Annotated in this window: 13 protein-coding genes; 4 read left to right on the top strand and 9 right to left on the bottom strand. The window is 65.0% G+C overall.

Features of this window, described 5'->3' with window-relative positions; all coding sequences use genetic code 11:
- Positions 1-88: 88 nt before the first annotated feature.
- From IRZ77_RS23435 to IRZ77_RS23420, 4 genes are all read right to left on the bottom strand, one after another.
- Positions 89-1,540, bottom strand: a complete 1,452-nt coding sequence (locus IRZ77_RS23435; RefSeq protein WP_196174500.1) for an efflux transporter outer membrane subunit — start codon at positions 1,538-1,540, stop codon at positions 89-91.
- The gene (locus IRZ77_RS23430; protein ID WP_046617101.1) at positions 1,537-2,598 is read right to left on the bottom strand and encodes an HlyD family secretion protein; all 1,062 of its coding nucleotides are present in this window, start codon (positions 2,596-2,598) and stop codon (positions 1,537-1,539) included. The genes IRZ77_RS23435 and IRZ77_RS23430 overlap by 4 nt, the downstream gene beginning before the upstream one ends.
- A gap of 28 nt (positions 2,599-2,626) precedes the next feature.
- Positions 2,627-4,168 carry an MFS transporter gene (locus IRZ77_RS23425; protein ID WP_196174499.1) on the bottom strand — a complete coding sequence of 514 codons (1,542 nt, stop codon included), beginning with the start codon at positions 4,166-4,168 and terminating at the stop codon, positions 2,627-2,629.
- A 237-nt stretch (positions 4,169-4,405) separates the two neighbouring features.
- The gene (locus IRZ77_RS23420) at positions 4,406-5,314 is read right to left on the bottom strand and encodes a LysR family transcriptional regulator (protein WP_046617099.1); all 909 of its coding nucleotides are present in this window, start codon (positions 5,312-5,314) and stop codon (positions 4,406-4,408) included.
- A gap of 272 nt (positions 5,315-5,586) precedes the next feature.
- Here IRZ77_RS23420 and IRZ77_RS23415 point away from each other — a divergent pair, with 272 nt between their 5' ends.
- On the top strand, positions 5,587-6,039 hold the full coding sequence (locus IRZ77_RS23415; protein WP_046617098.1) for a universal stress protein: 453 nt from the start codon (positions 5,587-5,589) through the stop codon (positions 6,037-6,039).
- 67 nt (positions 6,040-6,106) lie between these two features.
- Here IRZ77_RS23415 and IRZ77_RS23410 read toward each other — a convergent pair whose 3' ends face one another.
- Genes IRZ77_RS23410 through IRZ77_RS23395 form a run of 4 tightly spaced genes read right to left on the bottom strand, consistent with a single transcriptional unit; the run spans position 6,107 to position 10,886 of the window.
- Positions 6,107-6,967, bottom strand: a complete 861-nt coding sequence (locus IRZ77_RS23410) for an efflux RND transporter periplasmic adaptor subunit (RefSeq protein WP_046617097.1) — start codon at positions 6,965-6,967, stop codon at positions 6,107-6,109.
- A gap of 10 nt (positions 6,968-6,977) precedes the next feature.
- On the bottom strand, positions 6,978-7,178 hold the full coding sequence (locus IRZ77_RS23405) for a DUF1656 domain-containing protein (RefSeq protein WP_008097766.1): 201 nt from the start codon (positions 7,176-7,178) through the stop codon (positions 6,978-6,980).
- A gap of 4 nt (positions 7,179-7,182) precedes the next feature.
- Positions 7,183-9,360 (bottom strand): FUSC family protein, encoded by a 2,178-nt coding sequence (locus tag IRZ77_RS23400; protein ID WP_196174498.1) that lies wholly within the window; start codon positions 9,358-9,360, stop codon positions 7,183-7,185.
- Positions 9,357-10,886 (bottom strand): efflux transporter outer membrane subunit, encoded by a 1,530-nt coding sequence (locus tag IRZ77_RS23395; RefSeq protein WP_085601184.1) that lies wholly within the window; start codon positions 10,884-10,886, stop codon positions 9,357-9,359. Before IRZ77_RS23395 ends, IRZ77_RS23400 begins: the two co-directional genes overlap by 4 nt.
- Positions 10,887-11,077: 191 nt before the next feature.
- Between IRZ77_RS23395 and IRZ77_RS23390 the strand changes: the two genes are divergently transcribed.
- A complete protein-coding gene (locus IRZ77_RS23390) occupies positions 11,078-12,025 on the top strand; it encodes a LysR family transcriptional regulator (protein ID WP_085601183.1) in 948 nt (315 codons plus the stop codon).
- A gap of 179 nt (positions 12,026-12,204) precedes the next feature.
- On the top strand, positions 12,205-13,179 hold the full coding sequence (locus tag IRZ77_RS23385) for a 2-hydroxyacid dehydrogenase (protein WP_108480640.1): 975 nt from the start codon (positions 12,205-12,207) through the stop codon (positions 13,177-13,179).
- A gap of 134 nt (positions 13,180-13,313) precedes the next feature.
- Here IRZ77_RS23385 and IRZ77_RS23380 read toward each other — a convergent pair whose 3' ends face one another.
- Positions 13,314-14,216: a DMT family transporter gene (locus IRZ77_RS23380; protein WP_108480639.1), complete on the bottom strand. Its 903-nt coding sequence runs from the start codon at positions 14,214-14,216 to the stop codon at positions 13,314-13,316.
- 202 nt (positions 14,217-14,418) lie between these two features.
- On the opposite strand from IRZ77_RS23380, the gene IRZ77_RS23375 reads away from it, so the two are divergent.
- Complete coding sequence (locus IRZ77_RS23375) at positions 14,419-15,294, top strand: helix-turn-helix domain-containing protein (RefSeq protein ID WP_196174497.1); 876 nt, start codon at positions 14,419-14,421, stop codon at positions 15,292-15,294.
- Positions 15,295-15,301: the final 7 nt, after the last annotated feature.

The raw sequence follows: 15,301 nt of genomic DNA, 5'->3' as shown, positions 1-15,301 counted from the left end.
CCCCAACCTATCTCCCCTGGCCGGGGGCCCTGCGCGCCCGCTGGGGGCGGGGGGTCCCCGGCGATGGGCCGCAACGCGGCCCCCGTCTTTATGCTTTCTTCGCTGGCCGCTCATCAAACGCCTGCCAGCCACCACCCAGGGCCTTGTACAGCCCCACCAGCGCCTGCGACACCGCCGCCGAACTGTCGATCCACTGTTCCTCGCTGGCCAGCAGGGCACCCTGCACCGTCAGCACATTGAGAAAGTCCACCGCCCCTTCCACATACTGGCGCTGGGCAGTTTCCAGGGCGATGCGGTTCTGCCGCACCGCCTCGGCCAGGTGGTCGCGGCGCAGTTGGCTGGCGTTGTACAGGCGTAGCACATCGTCGATTTCATGCCAGGCACCCAGCACCACCTTGCGGTAGTTCAGCGCCGCTTCCTGCTGCTGCGCCTCGCGCAGTTCCAGGGTGCCCTTGAGCCGGCCACCCTCGAAGATCGGCAGCGACAGCTGCGGCCCAAAGGCGAAACGGCGCGAATCCCAGGCGCCGAAATCGGACAGCTGCATGGCCTGGAACCCGACATTGCCCGACAGCCGGATGCTGGGGTAGAAATCAGCCTTGGCCACGCCAATGCTGGCAGTGGCGGCATGCAGGCGGGCCTCGGCCTGGCGAATGTCCGGGCGGCGCTCGGCCAGTTCGGACGGCAAGCCAATGGCGAACTTCTGCTGCGGCGCAGGCAGTTCGCCGCCCTGCAGCAACTCGGCCTGCAGGCTGCGCGGCGGTTCGGCGGCAAGCAGGCTGAGGGCGTTGATCAGGTCATCGCGCCGCGCTTCCAGGGTTGGAAGGCGAGACTCGATCGAGGCGACCTGGGCATTGGCCTGGGCCACGTCCAGACGCGTGGCGACACCTTCGGCCTGGCGGTTTTCGGACAACTTCAGGCTGTGCTGGGCGACCTTGAGGTTGTCGCGGGTCACATCGATGGTGTGCTGCACGGCGCGCAGCTGGATGTAGTTGCCGGCGGTTTCCGAAAGCAATGCCAGCAACACGCCGCGGCGGTCGTTCTCGGCTACCTCGACCGTGGCATCGGCAGCCTCGACCTGGCGCCGTACACGGCCCCACAGGTCCAGCTCCCAACCGGCCACCAGGTCGCCCTGCCAGAGGTTGAAGGCTTCCTTGCCCGCCTTGCCGGACGGGTCACTCAGGCCTTCGGCACTGTTGCGCGCGCGGCTGTAGCCGGCGTTCACGTCCACCGACGGTACTTGGTCGGCTGCCACGGTGCTGCGCAGGGCGCGGCTTTGCAGCAGGCGGGCGCTGGCCATCTGCAGGTCGAGGTTGCGCTCGGCAACACGCTGGATCAAGGCACTCAGGCGGCCATCGTGGAAGCTCTCCCACCAGCGCAGTTCCAGCGGTTCGGCCTGCGGCTGGCTGGCCGCCACCTCGCCTTGCAGCGGCGCCCACTGTTGCGGTGCCTGGCTGTCAGGGCGCTGGAAGTCCGGGCCCAGGGTGCAGCCAGCCATCAATGCGGCCAGCAGCAAAGGGCTCAAGCGTGATGCCGGTTTCATCGTGCGCTTACCTCTTTGCCGTCCAGCTTGTCGCCACGGGTGTCGATGGTCGCCTCCACCGACATGCCTACGCGCAGGCGGGCAAGCAGCGGCTGGCCGTCATCGAAAACGATCTTCACCGGAATGCGCTGTACCACCTTGGTGAAGTTGCCGGTAGCGTTGTCGGGCTTGACCGCAGCGAATGTCACGCCGGTGGCCGGAGCGATGCTGTCCACATGGCCCTGCAGTTTCTCGCCGGCAAAGGTATCGACGCTGATGCTCACGGCCTGGCCAGGCTGTACGTGGGTCAGCTGGGTTTCCTGGAAGTTGCCTACCACATAGGCCTGTTGCAATGGCACCACCGACAGCAAGCGGGCGCCCGGGTTGACGTAGGCACCCACACGCAAGGCGCGCTCGCCGACCATGCCGTCCACCGGCGCGGTGATGCGGGTGTAGGACAAATCGAGCTGGGCCTTTTCCAGCCCCGCCTCGGCGCGTTTCAGCTGGCCGTCGGCACTGGCAACCTGGGCGGCAAGGATATCCACCTGCTTGCGCGCCGCTACCAGTGCCGCCTGGGCATTGGCCAGACGTGCGCGGGCCTGGTCGACCCCGCTGCGCGCCTGCTGGGCGTTCTGCACTGTGCCGGCACCCTGCTCGGCCAGACGGCTGTAGCGGTTGACCTCATGATCGGCGAACGCAGCTTCGGCCTGGGCCGCTTTGACTGCAGCCTCAGCCTGCGCGATCAGCGAAGCCTGGCGCTCGAGGGTGGCACGGGCATCGGCGCTTTGTGCCTGGGCCACCAGCAACTGCGCCTTCGCGGCATCCAGCGCGGCCTGGTAGTCACGGTCATCGATGGTCGCCAGCAACTGGCCGGCCTTGACCTGCTGGTTGTCCTCCACCAGCACCTCCTTGATGAAGCCAGCGATCTTGGGCGCGACCACTGTGTAGTCGGCGATCACATAGGCGTCATTGGTGCTCTGGCGATGGTCGCTGCCGAACATCCAGGGGCCGACGATGCCGGCCAGGACGGCCACGGCAAGCACCGAGCCGATGAACAGGGTTTTGCGGTTGTTGGTCATTTCAGTGGTTCTCGAATTCATCCAGGGTTCAAGCCACCGCGCGCGGCGGATAGACCCGGGTAGGCACGAAAGGAATCAGGCAGATCAGGGCCACGGCAATGCAGGCCATGACCAGGTAGAGGTCGGCCGAGGTCAGCACCAACGCCTGATCGTGGATGCGCCTGGCCAGGCCGGCTGCGTTATCGTCGACCAGCGGGGCGTTGCCCAGGCTGTCCACCAGGTGGTTGGAATGGAAGTGCCGGCGCAGGGTGCCAAGAGCGTCCAGCAGGCCACCGGCGATCACCGCGGCCAGGCCCTTGACGGTGTTGAACCAGCTGGAGGCGAACGGGCCTTCCTGCGGGGTCATGCCGTTGGTGGACAGCATCAGCAGCGGCAGCACTGCCATTGGCTGGCCGAACACCTGCAGCAGGTAGAACGGGTAGAAGTCGCCTCGGATCCACTCGCTGGTCAGCAGGCTGCTGCCGACACAGGACACCGCCAGCATCGCCAGGCCGATGCCCAGTACCCAACGGCAGTCCACCGCGCGGATGTTGCACAGCGCCGCCGTCAGCGGCAGGGCGATCAGCTGCGGCATGGCCACCAGCATCATCAGCGGGCTGGTCTGCGCAGGCCGGTAGCCCTGGATCTGCGCCAGGTAGGCTGACGGAATGCTGCCAACACCCGAGAGCACGATCAGCACACCGGCCAGGGTCACCAGGGCGAAACTCAGGTTGCGCCGCGACAGCATGCGTAACTGGAAGAACGGCAGCGGCTCGGACCATTCGTTGAACATGAACAGCACCAGCAACAGCAGGCCACCGCCGAGCAGCCAGCAGATCAGCGGCGAATCGAACCAGCCCCAGCGGTCACCCAGCGACAGGCCCAGCACGATGCAACTGATGGCCGGCAGGCCGAGCAGCACGCCGCGCCAGTCGAACTGCTTGAAGCGATCCAGGCGCAGCGGGTCCTGCGGCAGGCCCCAACCGACGCAGAACATGGCCAGCGCCGAAGGCAGGATGATCTGCCAGAACGCCCACTGCCAACCGACGTATTCAGTCCACAGCCCTGCCAGCGGCGTGCCGAGGTTGGGGCCGAAGGTGGCGGTGAGGGCATAGCAGGCCAGGCCATAAACCTTGATGCCCGGTGGCAGGAAGCGCAGGGCAACGCTCATCAACATGGGCGGCAAGGCGCCAGAGGCGAAGCCTTGAAGTACACGCAGCAACATCAGGCTGTGCAGGTTTGGGGCGAACGGTTGCAGCAGGCCGAGCACGGCAAACAGGCAGATGGCGCTCATGGTGAAGCGCCGCAGCGAGAACGTGGTGGCCAGCCATGGCGCGAAGGCCATGGCCGAGACCGAAGCGGCGCTGTAGACCGCCAGCAGCCAGGCGCCTTCGTCGGCACCGATGCCCATGGCACCACGGATATCGGCCAGGGAGATCTTGGTTACCGACTCGTTGAGGCCCGCGCACAGCACGGCCAGCAGCACACCGAACAGCCCGACCACTACCTGCAGGCCGAACGCAGTCTGCGCAGGCGCTGCCGGCGCGGGGGCGGCGGCAATCGCGGCAGACTGGGCGGACAGGGAACTCATGGGGCAGACATCTCCAGCAACAAATTTGCGACTGGAGCAAGTCTAAGAAGGTCGAATGCTGACGAAAACTGACTTATCGGTAGGTTTATGTTGCGTCAGGCGCAATCCACCTCAAAATCGAGTCGCCTGCTTCGCGGGCGCGCCCGCTCCCACAGGTACAGTGCACCTCTCAAGACCTGTGATATCCCTGTGGGAGCGGGTTCACCCGCGAAAAGGCCGGCCCAGGCAGAACATCACTCAAGGGTCGACACTGCAGCAAGCCTTCAGGGTCTGCCGCAACCAGCGATGCGCCGGGTCATTGTGAAACCGTGGGTGCCATGCCTGCAGCACGTTCACCCGCTCCAGCGGCACCGGGATCTGGAACGAGCGCAGCGGCAGCCCAAGCTTGTGCACGCTGTTGAGGATGTTCGCCGGCATCGGCAGGATCAGGTCGGAATCCGGCAGCGAGAACAGCGCCGAGTGAAAGCTCGGGGTGATCAGCGCCACCCGCCGCTGCACCTTGAAGTTGGCCAGCTCCACATCGATCGGCCCGTTGGCCCGACCACGGCGGGACACGCTGATCTGTGGATAACTGGCAAAACTGGTCGGCGTGATCGGCTGCTCGAAGATTGGGTGGTCACGCCGCGCCAGGCCCACGTAGTAGGTCTGGAACAGGCTCTGCACCTTGATCTCCGGGCCCAGGTCCACGGTCGAGCTGATGATCAGGTCGGTACGCCCGTCGCGCAGCACGCTGTCGTCATCGCCGCCGGGGCTTTCCGGCACGAAGCGCAGCACCGTGCGCGGTGCCTGCTCATGCATGCGCCGCAGCAACTGGGCGCCGTAAAGGGCGATGAACAGGTCATTGGTGCGAATGTTGAAGGCCCGGTCAAGCTTGGGCAGGTCGACCTCGTCTGCACTGCGGAACACCTCGCCAGCCTGCTCCACCAGTGCCGCCACCTGCTCGCGCAGGGCCAGCGCCCGCGGCGTCGGCACCAGGCCGCGACCGGCGCGCACCAGGATCGGGTCACCCAATGCATCGCGAATACGCCCCAGGGTCCGGCTCATCGCCGCCGGGCTCAGGTTCATGCGCTGCGCCGCGCCGACCACGCTGCCCTCGTCGAGCAGGGCATCGAGGGCGACGAGCAGGTTCATGTCCGGGAGTTGCATGGCCGTTTTCCGTTACAGCTGTGAGGAATGGCGATGGTAGCAGGTTGGTGGAATGCACCAGACGCAATGCGCTCGTGCGTGGTGGGGCATTTATTTTGGACGGTGATTGGGTCATAAGATTTGCAGTGCCTGTACTGGCCCTATCGCCGGCAAGCCAGCTCCCACAGGTTCAACACAGGCCTTGGGCAATGCGGGGTACCTGTGGGAGCTGGCTTGCCGGCGATAGGGCCGGTACAGGCAAATGCTTAGCCAGCCTGAAACAAGGATTCCACATGCCCAGCCCTGTCCTGATCGCCATCGACGCCTCCCCTGCATCCACTGCCCTGCTCACCCTCGCCCGCCACTACTGCCGCCCCGGCGAACACGAACTGCATGTGCTGCTGGCCATCGACTCTACCTTCGCCGTCCACGATCAACCCGCGCCCTACACCGCGGAAGAACTGGAAGAATACCCCGCCGCCTGCGAAGAGCAGCACCAGGCCGACCAGGCGGTGGCCGAGGCGGTGCGCGAGTTGCAGCAAGCCGGCTTCGCCAGCCGGGGCTGCATGGTGGCCGGGCAGCCGGTCGAGGCAATCGTGGCCAAGGCGCAGGAACTGAATTGTGAACTGATCATCATGGGCCACCGCCACCTGTCACGGCTGGGGCGGATGCTGGACCCGTCGATCAGCGCGAAGGTGATTGATCGGGTGAAGGTGCCGGTGTTGGTGGGGGCGGCGAGTGCATGACTTGAGAGGTATATCGCCTGAGATCGAACGCCGCCCGCGCAGCGCTTGATCCCAGGCGACATATTTATCAAGGCGAACTCGGCTTCACCACCACCGTACAAGTCGTCCCCGCTGCCAGCAAAAACCCGTCCGGCACTTCATCGATATGAATGCGCACCGGCACCCGCTGCGCCAGCCGCACCCAGTTGAAAGTCGGGTTCACATCGGCAATCAACTCGCGGCTCTGTGGGTTGTCGCGGTCATAGATGCCACGGGCGATGCTCTCCACGTGGCCCTTGATGCGCTCGCCGCTCATCATCTGCAGCTCGGCCTGGTCACCCACCTTCACATGCGGCAGCTTGGTCTCCTCGAAGAACCCGTACACCCAGAACGAGTTCTCGTCGACCACCGCCATCACCGCTTCACCGGTACGCGCATAGTCACCCTTGTGGATATTCAGGTTGGTCACGTAGCCGTCCACCGTGGCCACGATATGCGTGCGCTTGAGGTTCAGTTCGGCGGCGGCCAGTTCGGCAAGGGCCTGCTGGTAGTCCGCCTGAGCGGAGTTGGCGATGTTGCTGGCGTCGTCGCGGTTTTCCTTGGAGATCACCAGGTTGTCCATGTCGGCACGGCGCTTGGCGTTGACCTTGCGCATCTCCCAGGTGGCCTTGCGCGAAGCGACCAGCGCCTTGGCCTGGTCGACCGCCAGTTGGTAGTGCTCGGGGTCGATCTGGATCAGCAGGTCGCCCTTCTTCACCCGCTGGTTGTCCTTGACCGGCACGTCCACCACATAGCCAGGCACATCGGCAGCGACGTTGATGATGTCGGCACGCACACGGCCGTCGCGGGTCCAGGGCGTGGTCATGTAGTGCAGCCACAACTGGCGACCGATCACCACGGCAGCGGCAAGCACCAACAGGGTGGCGATCAGGCTGAAGAACTTTTTCATCGAAGGATTCTCACCAGTAGAGCGACAGCGCCAAAGCGCCGAACAGGCAGACGAACAGGCTCAGGCGCAGCAGCGCCGGGTGCCAGAAGAAGCGGTAGCCATCATGGCTGGCAATGAACCGGTCCAGGCCCCAGGCCAGGCCCAGGGCGAACAGGAACATCAAGGTCATGGTGGGCATGTACACGCCATGGAAAGCGATTTCACGGGGCATGGTTTCACGGAGCATCGTGCAGTCCTTTCGCCGGTGCCAACGGCGACTGTGGGTCGAGCAGGGAAGAACGGATGAAGTGCAGGTAGCTTTGCGCGCGGCGCAGCACCGAAGTGTCGAAGTGGCGGGCGAAGGGCTCGTCGGTTGCCTGCACGCGGGAGATGGCGTGGTCCACCGCCACCAGCGCGCGTTCGTGGTTGCTGGCGCTGGGCTGCAGGAACAACCGGGCCAGGGCACGGCCCATCACGCGGATCGCCTGGCGCCAGGGCTGCGACTCGGCGTAGGCCGGGTGCACCGGCGCACGGGCCTGTTCCTTGCGTAGCTCGATGATGGCGTGGCCGATTTCCAGCACGGTGAACATCCAGCCCATCAACTGGCTCTGTACCTGCGGCTTGCCGGCTGCCAGGCCATAGGCCTGGTGCAGCAGGTCTCGGGTGCGGCTTTCAAAGGCGGTACCGATGCCGCGCAGGCGGCCGCTGATGGCGAACAGCACCTGCTCGCGCAGCTCCTGCTCCAGGCGGCTCCACAGCCAGCGGCTGTTGGGCGGCAGGATGATCGCCCCGGCAGCGGCACAGACGAACATGCCGATGACCATGCCGACGTAGTCGTTGATGAAGGTGTATGGGTCATACACGGTGAGGTTGTTCGGCACCGAACCGATGGCGAAGAACACCAGCAGGCCTATGCCATAGCCGGCATAGGCCGGCCGTGACGAAAGGAACGCCCCCAACACGAACACCGGCGCCAGGACCATGCACAGCAGCGGGAAACCGTCGATCCAGGGGAACACGAAAAAGGTTTCGAAGAAGCCGACGAAGGCACCGATCGCCGTGCCGCAGGCCATCTGGAACGACATGCGCTTGGGGTTCGGCGAGGCCGCCGACAGGCCCACGGTGACGGTGGCGATCAGGGTCATCATGGCGCCGCTGGGCCAGTCGCTGAACAACCAATAGCTGCCCAGCAGCAACAGCACCGCCGAGGCGCGCACACCGGCGGCCAACGATACCAACCAGCTGGTCTGCGCCACATAGGGCTCACTCCACTGCTCGCGCTCGTGCCGGTGCGCGGCCAGCGAGGCGTGGGTTTCGGCGTAGCTGTACATCTCGTCGACGAAGCGGTAGAGCAGCTCGAAGGCAGTGTGGAAGTCGAGCAGGTCGGACTCGCTCGGCTCGGTTGCCAGGTACTCGGCGCGCAGGCCGCGCACCTGTGCCTGCAGGCCTTCCTTGTAAGCGGCCAGCTCCAGGGTCAGGCGCAGCGCATCGGCGTCGGTCAGCGCCCGGCCCACGTAGGGCTGCAACAGCTCCACGAGGGTGTTCAGGCCCGGCTCGATGGCGCCGACGATCTGCAGCGGGCCGCGGGCGCGCAGGCGCTCCAGCAAACGATGCAGGGCATTGAAGCGTGTGGTAATGGCCATGAACTCGCTGTTCATGCGCACCAGGCGACCAGAGCGCCGGCGCATGTGCGGGTCTTCGAAGGCGGTTACGTTGCGCAGGCTCTCCAGGCCCACTGCTTCAGCGACGAAGCGCACGTTGCTGCTCTCGAAGCGGTCCCGCTGGCTTTCGCCGCGCAGGGCCTCGACCACCACTCCGGCGAACACGCCAAAGCGCTGATACAGGGCGTTGCGCATGGCGGCACTGGCCGACTGCGGCAGAATCGCCGCGCTGACGAAGGTCGACACCAGAATGCCCAGGGCGATTTCCAGCACCCGCCATACCGCCGCCATGAACGCCTGATCAGGGTGTTCCAGCACCGGCAGGCCGATCATCGCCGCGGTGTAGCCGGCCAGCACGAAGCCATAGGCGCGGAAGGTGCGGTAGCGCATGGCACCGGCCGAACAAAGGCCTACCCACAGGGCCAGGCTGGGCAGGAACAGCTCGGTGTTCTGCGGGAATATGGCGATCAGCGCCACCATCATCGCCGAGCCGGCCAGGGTGCCGAGCACCCGGTAGAAGCTCTTGGCGAACACATGCCCGCTTTGCGGCTGCATGACGATGAACACGGTGATCATCGCCGTGCGCGGTTGGGGCAGCTCCAGGCGCATGGCCAGCCACAGGGTGATGAACGCGGCGGCCAGCACCTTGAAGATGTACACCCAGGTCACCCCGTCGGTGCGTGCCCAGGCAAAGAAGCCCCGGCGCCATTCCAGGCTCTGCAGCCAGCGCACGGGCAAACTTGAGGTGCTCATTCGGCGTTATCCGGCTTCTTGTCGAAAATGGCCAGGGTGGCCGGGGTTTTCGGTGCGGCCTGGCGCTCCTCTTTCGGCACGTCCTGGCCAGCCTGCAAGCCGCCGCCCAAGGCAGTGACCAACTCGGCATGGGCAATCAGGCGGGCGGCCTGCACCTGCTGTTGCACCTGCTGCTGGCGGAACAGCAAGGTCTGGGCGTTGAGCACGTTGAGGTAGTCGGTAAGGCCACGCTGGAAGGCGACCATGGCGATGTCGTAGGTTTTCTGCGCAGCCGCGACCGACTCAGCGGCGAAGTGCGACTGCTCTTTCATCGACTCACGGCGAATCAGCTGGTCGGAGATGTTCTTCAGCGCACCGACCACGGTCTGGTTGTAGCGCGCCACTGCCATGTCATAGCCCGCAGAGGCCACGCCCAGCTGCGAGCGCAGGCGGCCGCCGTCGAAGATCGGCAGGCTGATGGCCGGGCCGACGTTGTAGTTGAACTTGCGCCCGGTGAGGAATTCCAGCGGGCCACCACCGGTTGCCATGAAGCCGAGGCTGCCGACCAGGTCTACGTTGGGGAAGAAGCCGGCATGGGCAACATCGATACCCCGCGCCTGGGCGGCCACCTGCCAACGGCTGGCGACCACGTCGGGGCGCTGGCCGACCAGTTCGGCCGGCAGATTCGACGGCAGCTTCAGCGGCGCGGCCAGGGCCAGGCTCGGGCGCTGCAACTGTGCGCCTTCCCCCGGGCCCTTGCCTGCCAGGGCGGCCAGCTGGTTACGGGCCAGGGCAATTTCTTCGTCCAGGCTGTCGAGCTGGCGATGGGTTTCCGGCAACGGCGCTTCGGCCTGGCTGACTTCGAAATGAGTACCGATGCCTGCATCCAGCCGGCGCTTGGCCAAGGCCAGAATCTGCTCCTGCTGGTCCAGCTCGGCCTTGACGATATCGCGCTGGGCGAAGTGCAGGCTCAGCTGGATGTAGGCGCGCACCACGTTGTTCTGCAGCTCCAGCTGCGCCTGGCGGGCTTCGGCCACACTCATGTGCGCCTGATCCACGGCCTGCTCGCTGGCATTGCGTTCGCGGCCCCACAGGTCGAGTGCATAGCTGAAGCCAATGGCGGCGTTGTTGTCCCAGGTATTGGCGCCGGACAGCGCGCCCGGGCCGTAGAACTGGTCTTCAGGCCAGTTGTGACGCTTGAGCGTGGCCTGGCCATTGGCCTGGAGTTTTTCCGCCGACTCGACCACGCCGGCCATGGCCTTGGCTTCGCGTACCCGCGCCGCAGCCATGGCCAGGCTTGGGCTGCCGGCCACGGCCAGGGCAACCCAGCGGTCCAGCTGTGGGTCGCCATAGGCGTGCCACCACTGCTGGTCGGGCCAGTGGGCGTCGGTCGCGGCTTCGCGTATGGCCGCGTCGGTGTTCAGGTTGTTGGCTTGCAGCGTCTTGCTTTGCGGGGCAATGCCCCAGGTTCCGATACAGCCGCTCAAGGTGAGGGCAAGGGCACAGGCACTGAACGCACTGAGCGTTCTGATGATGCGACGCGGCACAGCTGCGATTTCCCGAGGAAGAGTTGGAGGGGCCGGGCAATTCTAGGGGGCGGCAGCACTGGCGATAAGCGTGGATTCCTGCGAATCTTTGTTACCAAAACAGCGATAATCCGCCTTTGGTCGAAGGCAACTTTTCATCTCTTTTACGTTACTTCGTGACACAATTTTGTCCTCTACATCGAGAGTGACCCATGGACACCCTGCAAAACATGCGTGCTTTCAGTTGCGTAGCCCAACTTGGCAGTTTTACCGCTGCCGCCGGGCAACTGGATACGACCACCGCGAACGTGTCGCGGGCGGTCTCCAACCTGGAAGCCCATCTGCAAACAAGGCTGCTCAACCGTACTACCCGCCGCATTGCGCTGACCGAAGCCGGCAAGCGCTACCTGATGCGTTGCGAACAGATTCTTACCTATGTCGAAGAAGCCGAGGCCGAGGCAAGCGACGCACATGCCCGCCCGGCCGGGCAATTGAAGGTGCACTCGATGACCGGGGTCGGTCAGCACTTCGTGGTCGACGCCATCGCCCGCTACCGCGAATCGCACCCGGACGTGACCTTCGACCTGACCATGGCCAACCGCGTGCCCGACCTGCTCGACGAGGGCTATGACGTTTCCATCGTGCTGGCCACCGAACTGCCCGACTCCGGGTTCGTGTCCCAGCGCCTGGGCATCACCTACAGCATCGTCTGCGCCTCGCCCGCCTACATTGCCCGCCACGGCGTTGCGCACAAGCCTTCCGACCTGCTCAAGCATGCCTGCCTGCGCATGGTCAGCCCGGTGATCCCGTTGGAAAAGTGGCTGTTCGATGGGCCGGAAGGCCAGGAGATGGTCAACATCACCAGCTCGCCGTTCATGGTCAATACTGCCGATGCCATGAAAACTGCGATTCGCAGCGGCATGGGCGTGGGCGTGCTGCCGATCTATTCGGCCATCGACGGCCTGCGCGATGGCAGCCTGGTACGGGTGCTGCCCGAGTACCGGCTGCAGGAACTGAACCTGTACGCCATCTACCCGTCGCGGCAGTACCTGGATGCCAAGATCAAGACTTGGGTCGAGTACCTGCGCAACTCGCTGCCGGAGATTCTGGCAGCCCATGAGGCAGACCTGAAAACCCATCAGGTGATGATCGCCAATTAAAAAGCTGCTGCATTGCGGGGGCGGACAATGGTAGGTTGCTAACCATTGCCGGCCTCTTCGCGGGTAAACCCGCTCCCACAGGTACACCACTGCCTTCCAGGCCTGTGCAATACCTGTGGGAGCGGGTTCACCCGCGAAGAAACCACCACCGCCCCACCGCCTTGCAGAGAAGTTGCCCGATGAAAAAGACCGTCCTGGCCTTCAGCCGTATCACCCCGGCCATGGCCGAACGCCTGCAGCAAGACTTCAACGTGATCGTGCCGAACCCCAAGCTCGGCGATATCAACGCCCAGTTCAACGAAGCCCTGCCCGAAGCCCATGGCCTGATCGGCGTTGGCCGCAAGCTCGGCCGGGCGCAACTCGAAGGAGCGGCCAGGCTGGAAGTGGTATCCAGCGTGTCGGTCGGCTACGACAACTACGACCTGGACTACTTCAACGAACGCGGCATCGCCCTGACCAACACTCCCGACGTGCTGACCGAAAGCACCGCCGACCTGGGCTTTTCGCTGATCATGGGCTGCGCCCGCCGCACCGCCGAACTGGACGCCTGGACCAAGGCCGGCAACTGGCAAGCTACCGTAGGCCCGGCCCACTTCGGCAGTGATGTGCACGGCAAGACCCTGGGCATCGTCGGCATGGGCAACATCGGTGCCGCCATTGCCCGCCGTGGCCGGTTCGGTTTCAACATGCCGGTCATCTACTCCGGCAACAGCCGCAAGACCGCACTGGAGCAAGAGCTGGGGGCACAGTTCCGCAGCCTGGAGCAACTGCTGAGCGAAGCCGACTTTGTCTGCATCGTGGTGCCGTTGTCCGATGCCACCCGCAAACTGATAGGTGCGCGTGAGTTGCAACTGATGAAGCCGAGCGCGTTCCTGATCAACATCGCCCGCGGGCCGGTGGTGGACGAGGCTGCGCTGATCGAGGCGCTGCAGAACGGCACCATTCGCGGTGCGGGCCTGGATGTGTACGAGAAAGAGCCGCTGAGCGATTCGCCGCTGTTCAAGCTGCCCAATGCCCTGACCTTGCCGCATGTTGGTTCGGCCACTGCCGAAACCCGCGAGGCCATGGCCAACCGGGCAATCGACAACCTGCGTGCGGCGCTGCTGGGTGAGCGGCCGCGGGATCTGGTGAACCCGCAGGTGTGGAAGGGCTGATCGCCCTCTGCTGCCTGCCCTGGCCCTTTCGCGGGCTCGCCCGCTCCCACAGGTACACCACCGCCCTAAAGGCCTGTGCAGTACTTGTGGGAGCGGGCGAGCCCGCGAAAGGGCCGGCACAGGCAACCCATCACCTATTTGGCCACCACTACACCCTCAGCCACCCTGGCCTTGGGCTTGCGAAACACCAGCACATTCCCCGCCATCACCGCCACCAACCCCAACAAGGCCGGTGCCGTCCACTGATACCCCTCGGCCACTGCCGACACATTCAACGCCACCAACGGGAACAGCACCGTGCAGTAAGCTGCCCGCTCCGGCCCCATGCGCCCGACCAGGGTCAGGTAGGCGGTAAAGGCGATCACCGATCCCGGCACCACCAGGTACAGCAACGAGCCGATGTACCGCACGTTCCACTCGATGCTGAATGGCACGCCGCTGACCACGCAGAACACCGCCAGCATCACCGCCCCGTAGACCATGCCCCAGGCATTGGTGGTCATGGGTTTGAGCCCGGCCTTCTGCTGCATGCTCGACAGCATGTTGCCGGCCGAGAAGCACAGCGTACCGAGCAGCGCCAGGCCAAGGCCGTACAGGGTTTCGCGGCTGGCCGCGTGGTGGGACAGCTCGGGCCAGAACAGCAGGCCCAGACCAAGTAGCCCCAAAGCGCCGCCGCCGAGCACATTGCCGGCGATTTTCTGGCCGAAGAAGATCCGCGCATTGAGTGCATTCCACAGGGTGGCTGTGGAGAACACCACGGCGATCAGGCCGCTGGCAATCCACTGGCTGGCGCTGAGGAAGCAGATGAAGTTGACGCAGAACAGGCACAGGCCCTGGGCCAGACAGATCTGGTGACCACGCCGGTTCATCGGCTGCAGCCGACGGGTGAGCAACAGGAAGGCGAACAGGATCAGCCCAGCCAAGGCGAAGCGGTAGACGATCGAGACCGGAATGGCGACAACACCCAGCTGGAGTTTCAGGGCGATCCAGGTGGTGCCCCAGATCAGGACGGTTAACAGGTAGAGTGACAGGTTCATGGCGGCGGTTCCTTGGGCCTTTCAGGATCGGTGCCCGGCGCTTCGCGGCTAAAGCCGCGAATCGAGGGCGCAGCCCTCGCCGAGGCATTTCAGTGTTCTCCTGTCGAACACCCACGCGCTTGCACAAACTTGCGCATTTGTCCCTCGGGTAGCTGTAAGCCTGCCCAAGGCGCAGTAGGATGGCTGGCAAGAGGAACCACCCATGACGCCACTCACCCAACTGCAAGTGTTCAACGCCATGCACGCCTCGCCCCACGCTCGGCTGGAGCTGAGCGCGCACCTGGGCGACGGGTTGGCGGCAGCGTTGTGGAGCAACCGCGACGACGCCCGCGATTACCAGGCACCGAGCCATCACACCCTGTCGTGCTACATCGCCGACGGCACCGGTACCTTTCGCCGCCAGCGCCCCGGCGAAAAAGGGGCACCCGACAAGCTGTGCGTGATGCCGGCCGGGCAGGAATCGAACTGGGTGGTCAATGGCGCGATCCGCCTGGCGCACCTGTATGTCAGCGAGGCGCAGTTCGCTCTGGGCTGCGTGCGCCTGCTCGACCGTGAACCGCGTGAGCTGCAACTGCAGGAGGCGACCTTTCTCGATGACCCGCAGCAGGCCAAGCGCTTTCGCCAGCTGATAACCCTGGACTGGGACGAACCTGGCGAACGCTTGCTGGCCAGCAGCCTGGCGCACGAGATCGTCGACCATGCGCTGCTCAACCAGGTCGGGCTGCGCCAGGGCCTGCGCCTGAAAGGCGGGCTGGCACCGAGCCTGCGCCGGCAACTGGTCGACTACATCGAAGCGCACCTGGACCAGCCCATTACCTTGGGCGAGCTGGCCCTGCGCTGCAACCTGTCCGAATACCACTTTGCGCGCATGTTTCGCGCCAGCTTCGGGCTGCCACCGCACCAGTACCTGCTGGCCCGGCGGCTGCACCGGGCCTGCCAAATGCTGCGGCTGGGCGGGATGCCGCTGGGGGAGATTGCCCTTTTGTGCGGTTTTGCCAGTGCCAGCCATTTCAGCAACCGGTTCCGCCAGGCGGTCGGTGCAACGCCTGGCGAATACCGTGCGGCCATTCGTGGCTAAGGCCGCT

Source organism: Pseudomonas pudica (assembly GCF_015680405.1).
Classification (GTDB): domain Bacteria; phylum Pseudomonadota; class Gammaproteobacteria; order Pseudomonadales; family Pseudomonadaceae; genus Aquipseudomonas; species Aquipseudomonas pudica.
This window is presented reverse-complemented; position numbering and strand designations above follow the sequence as displayed.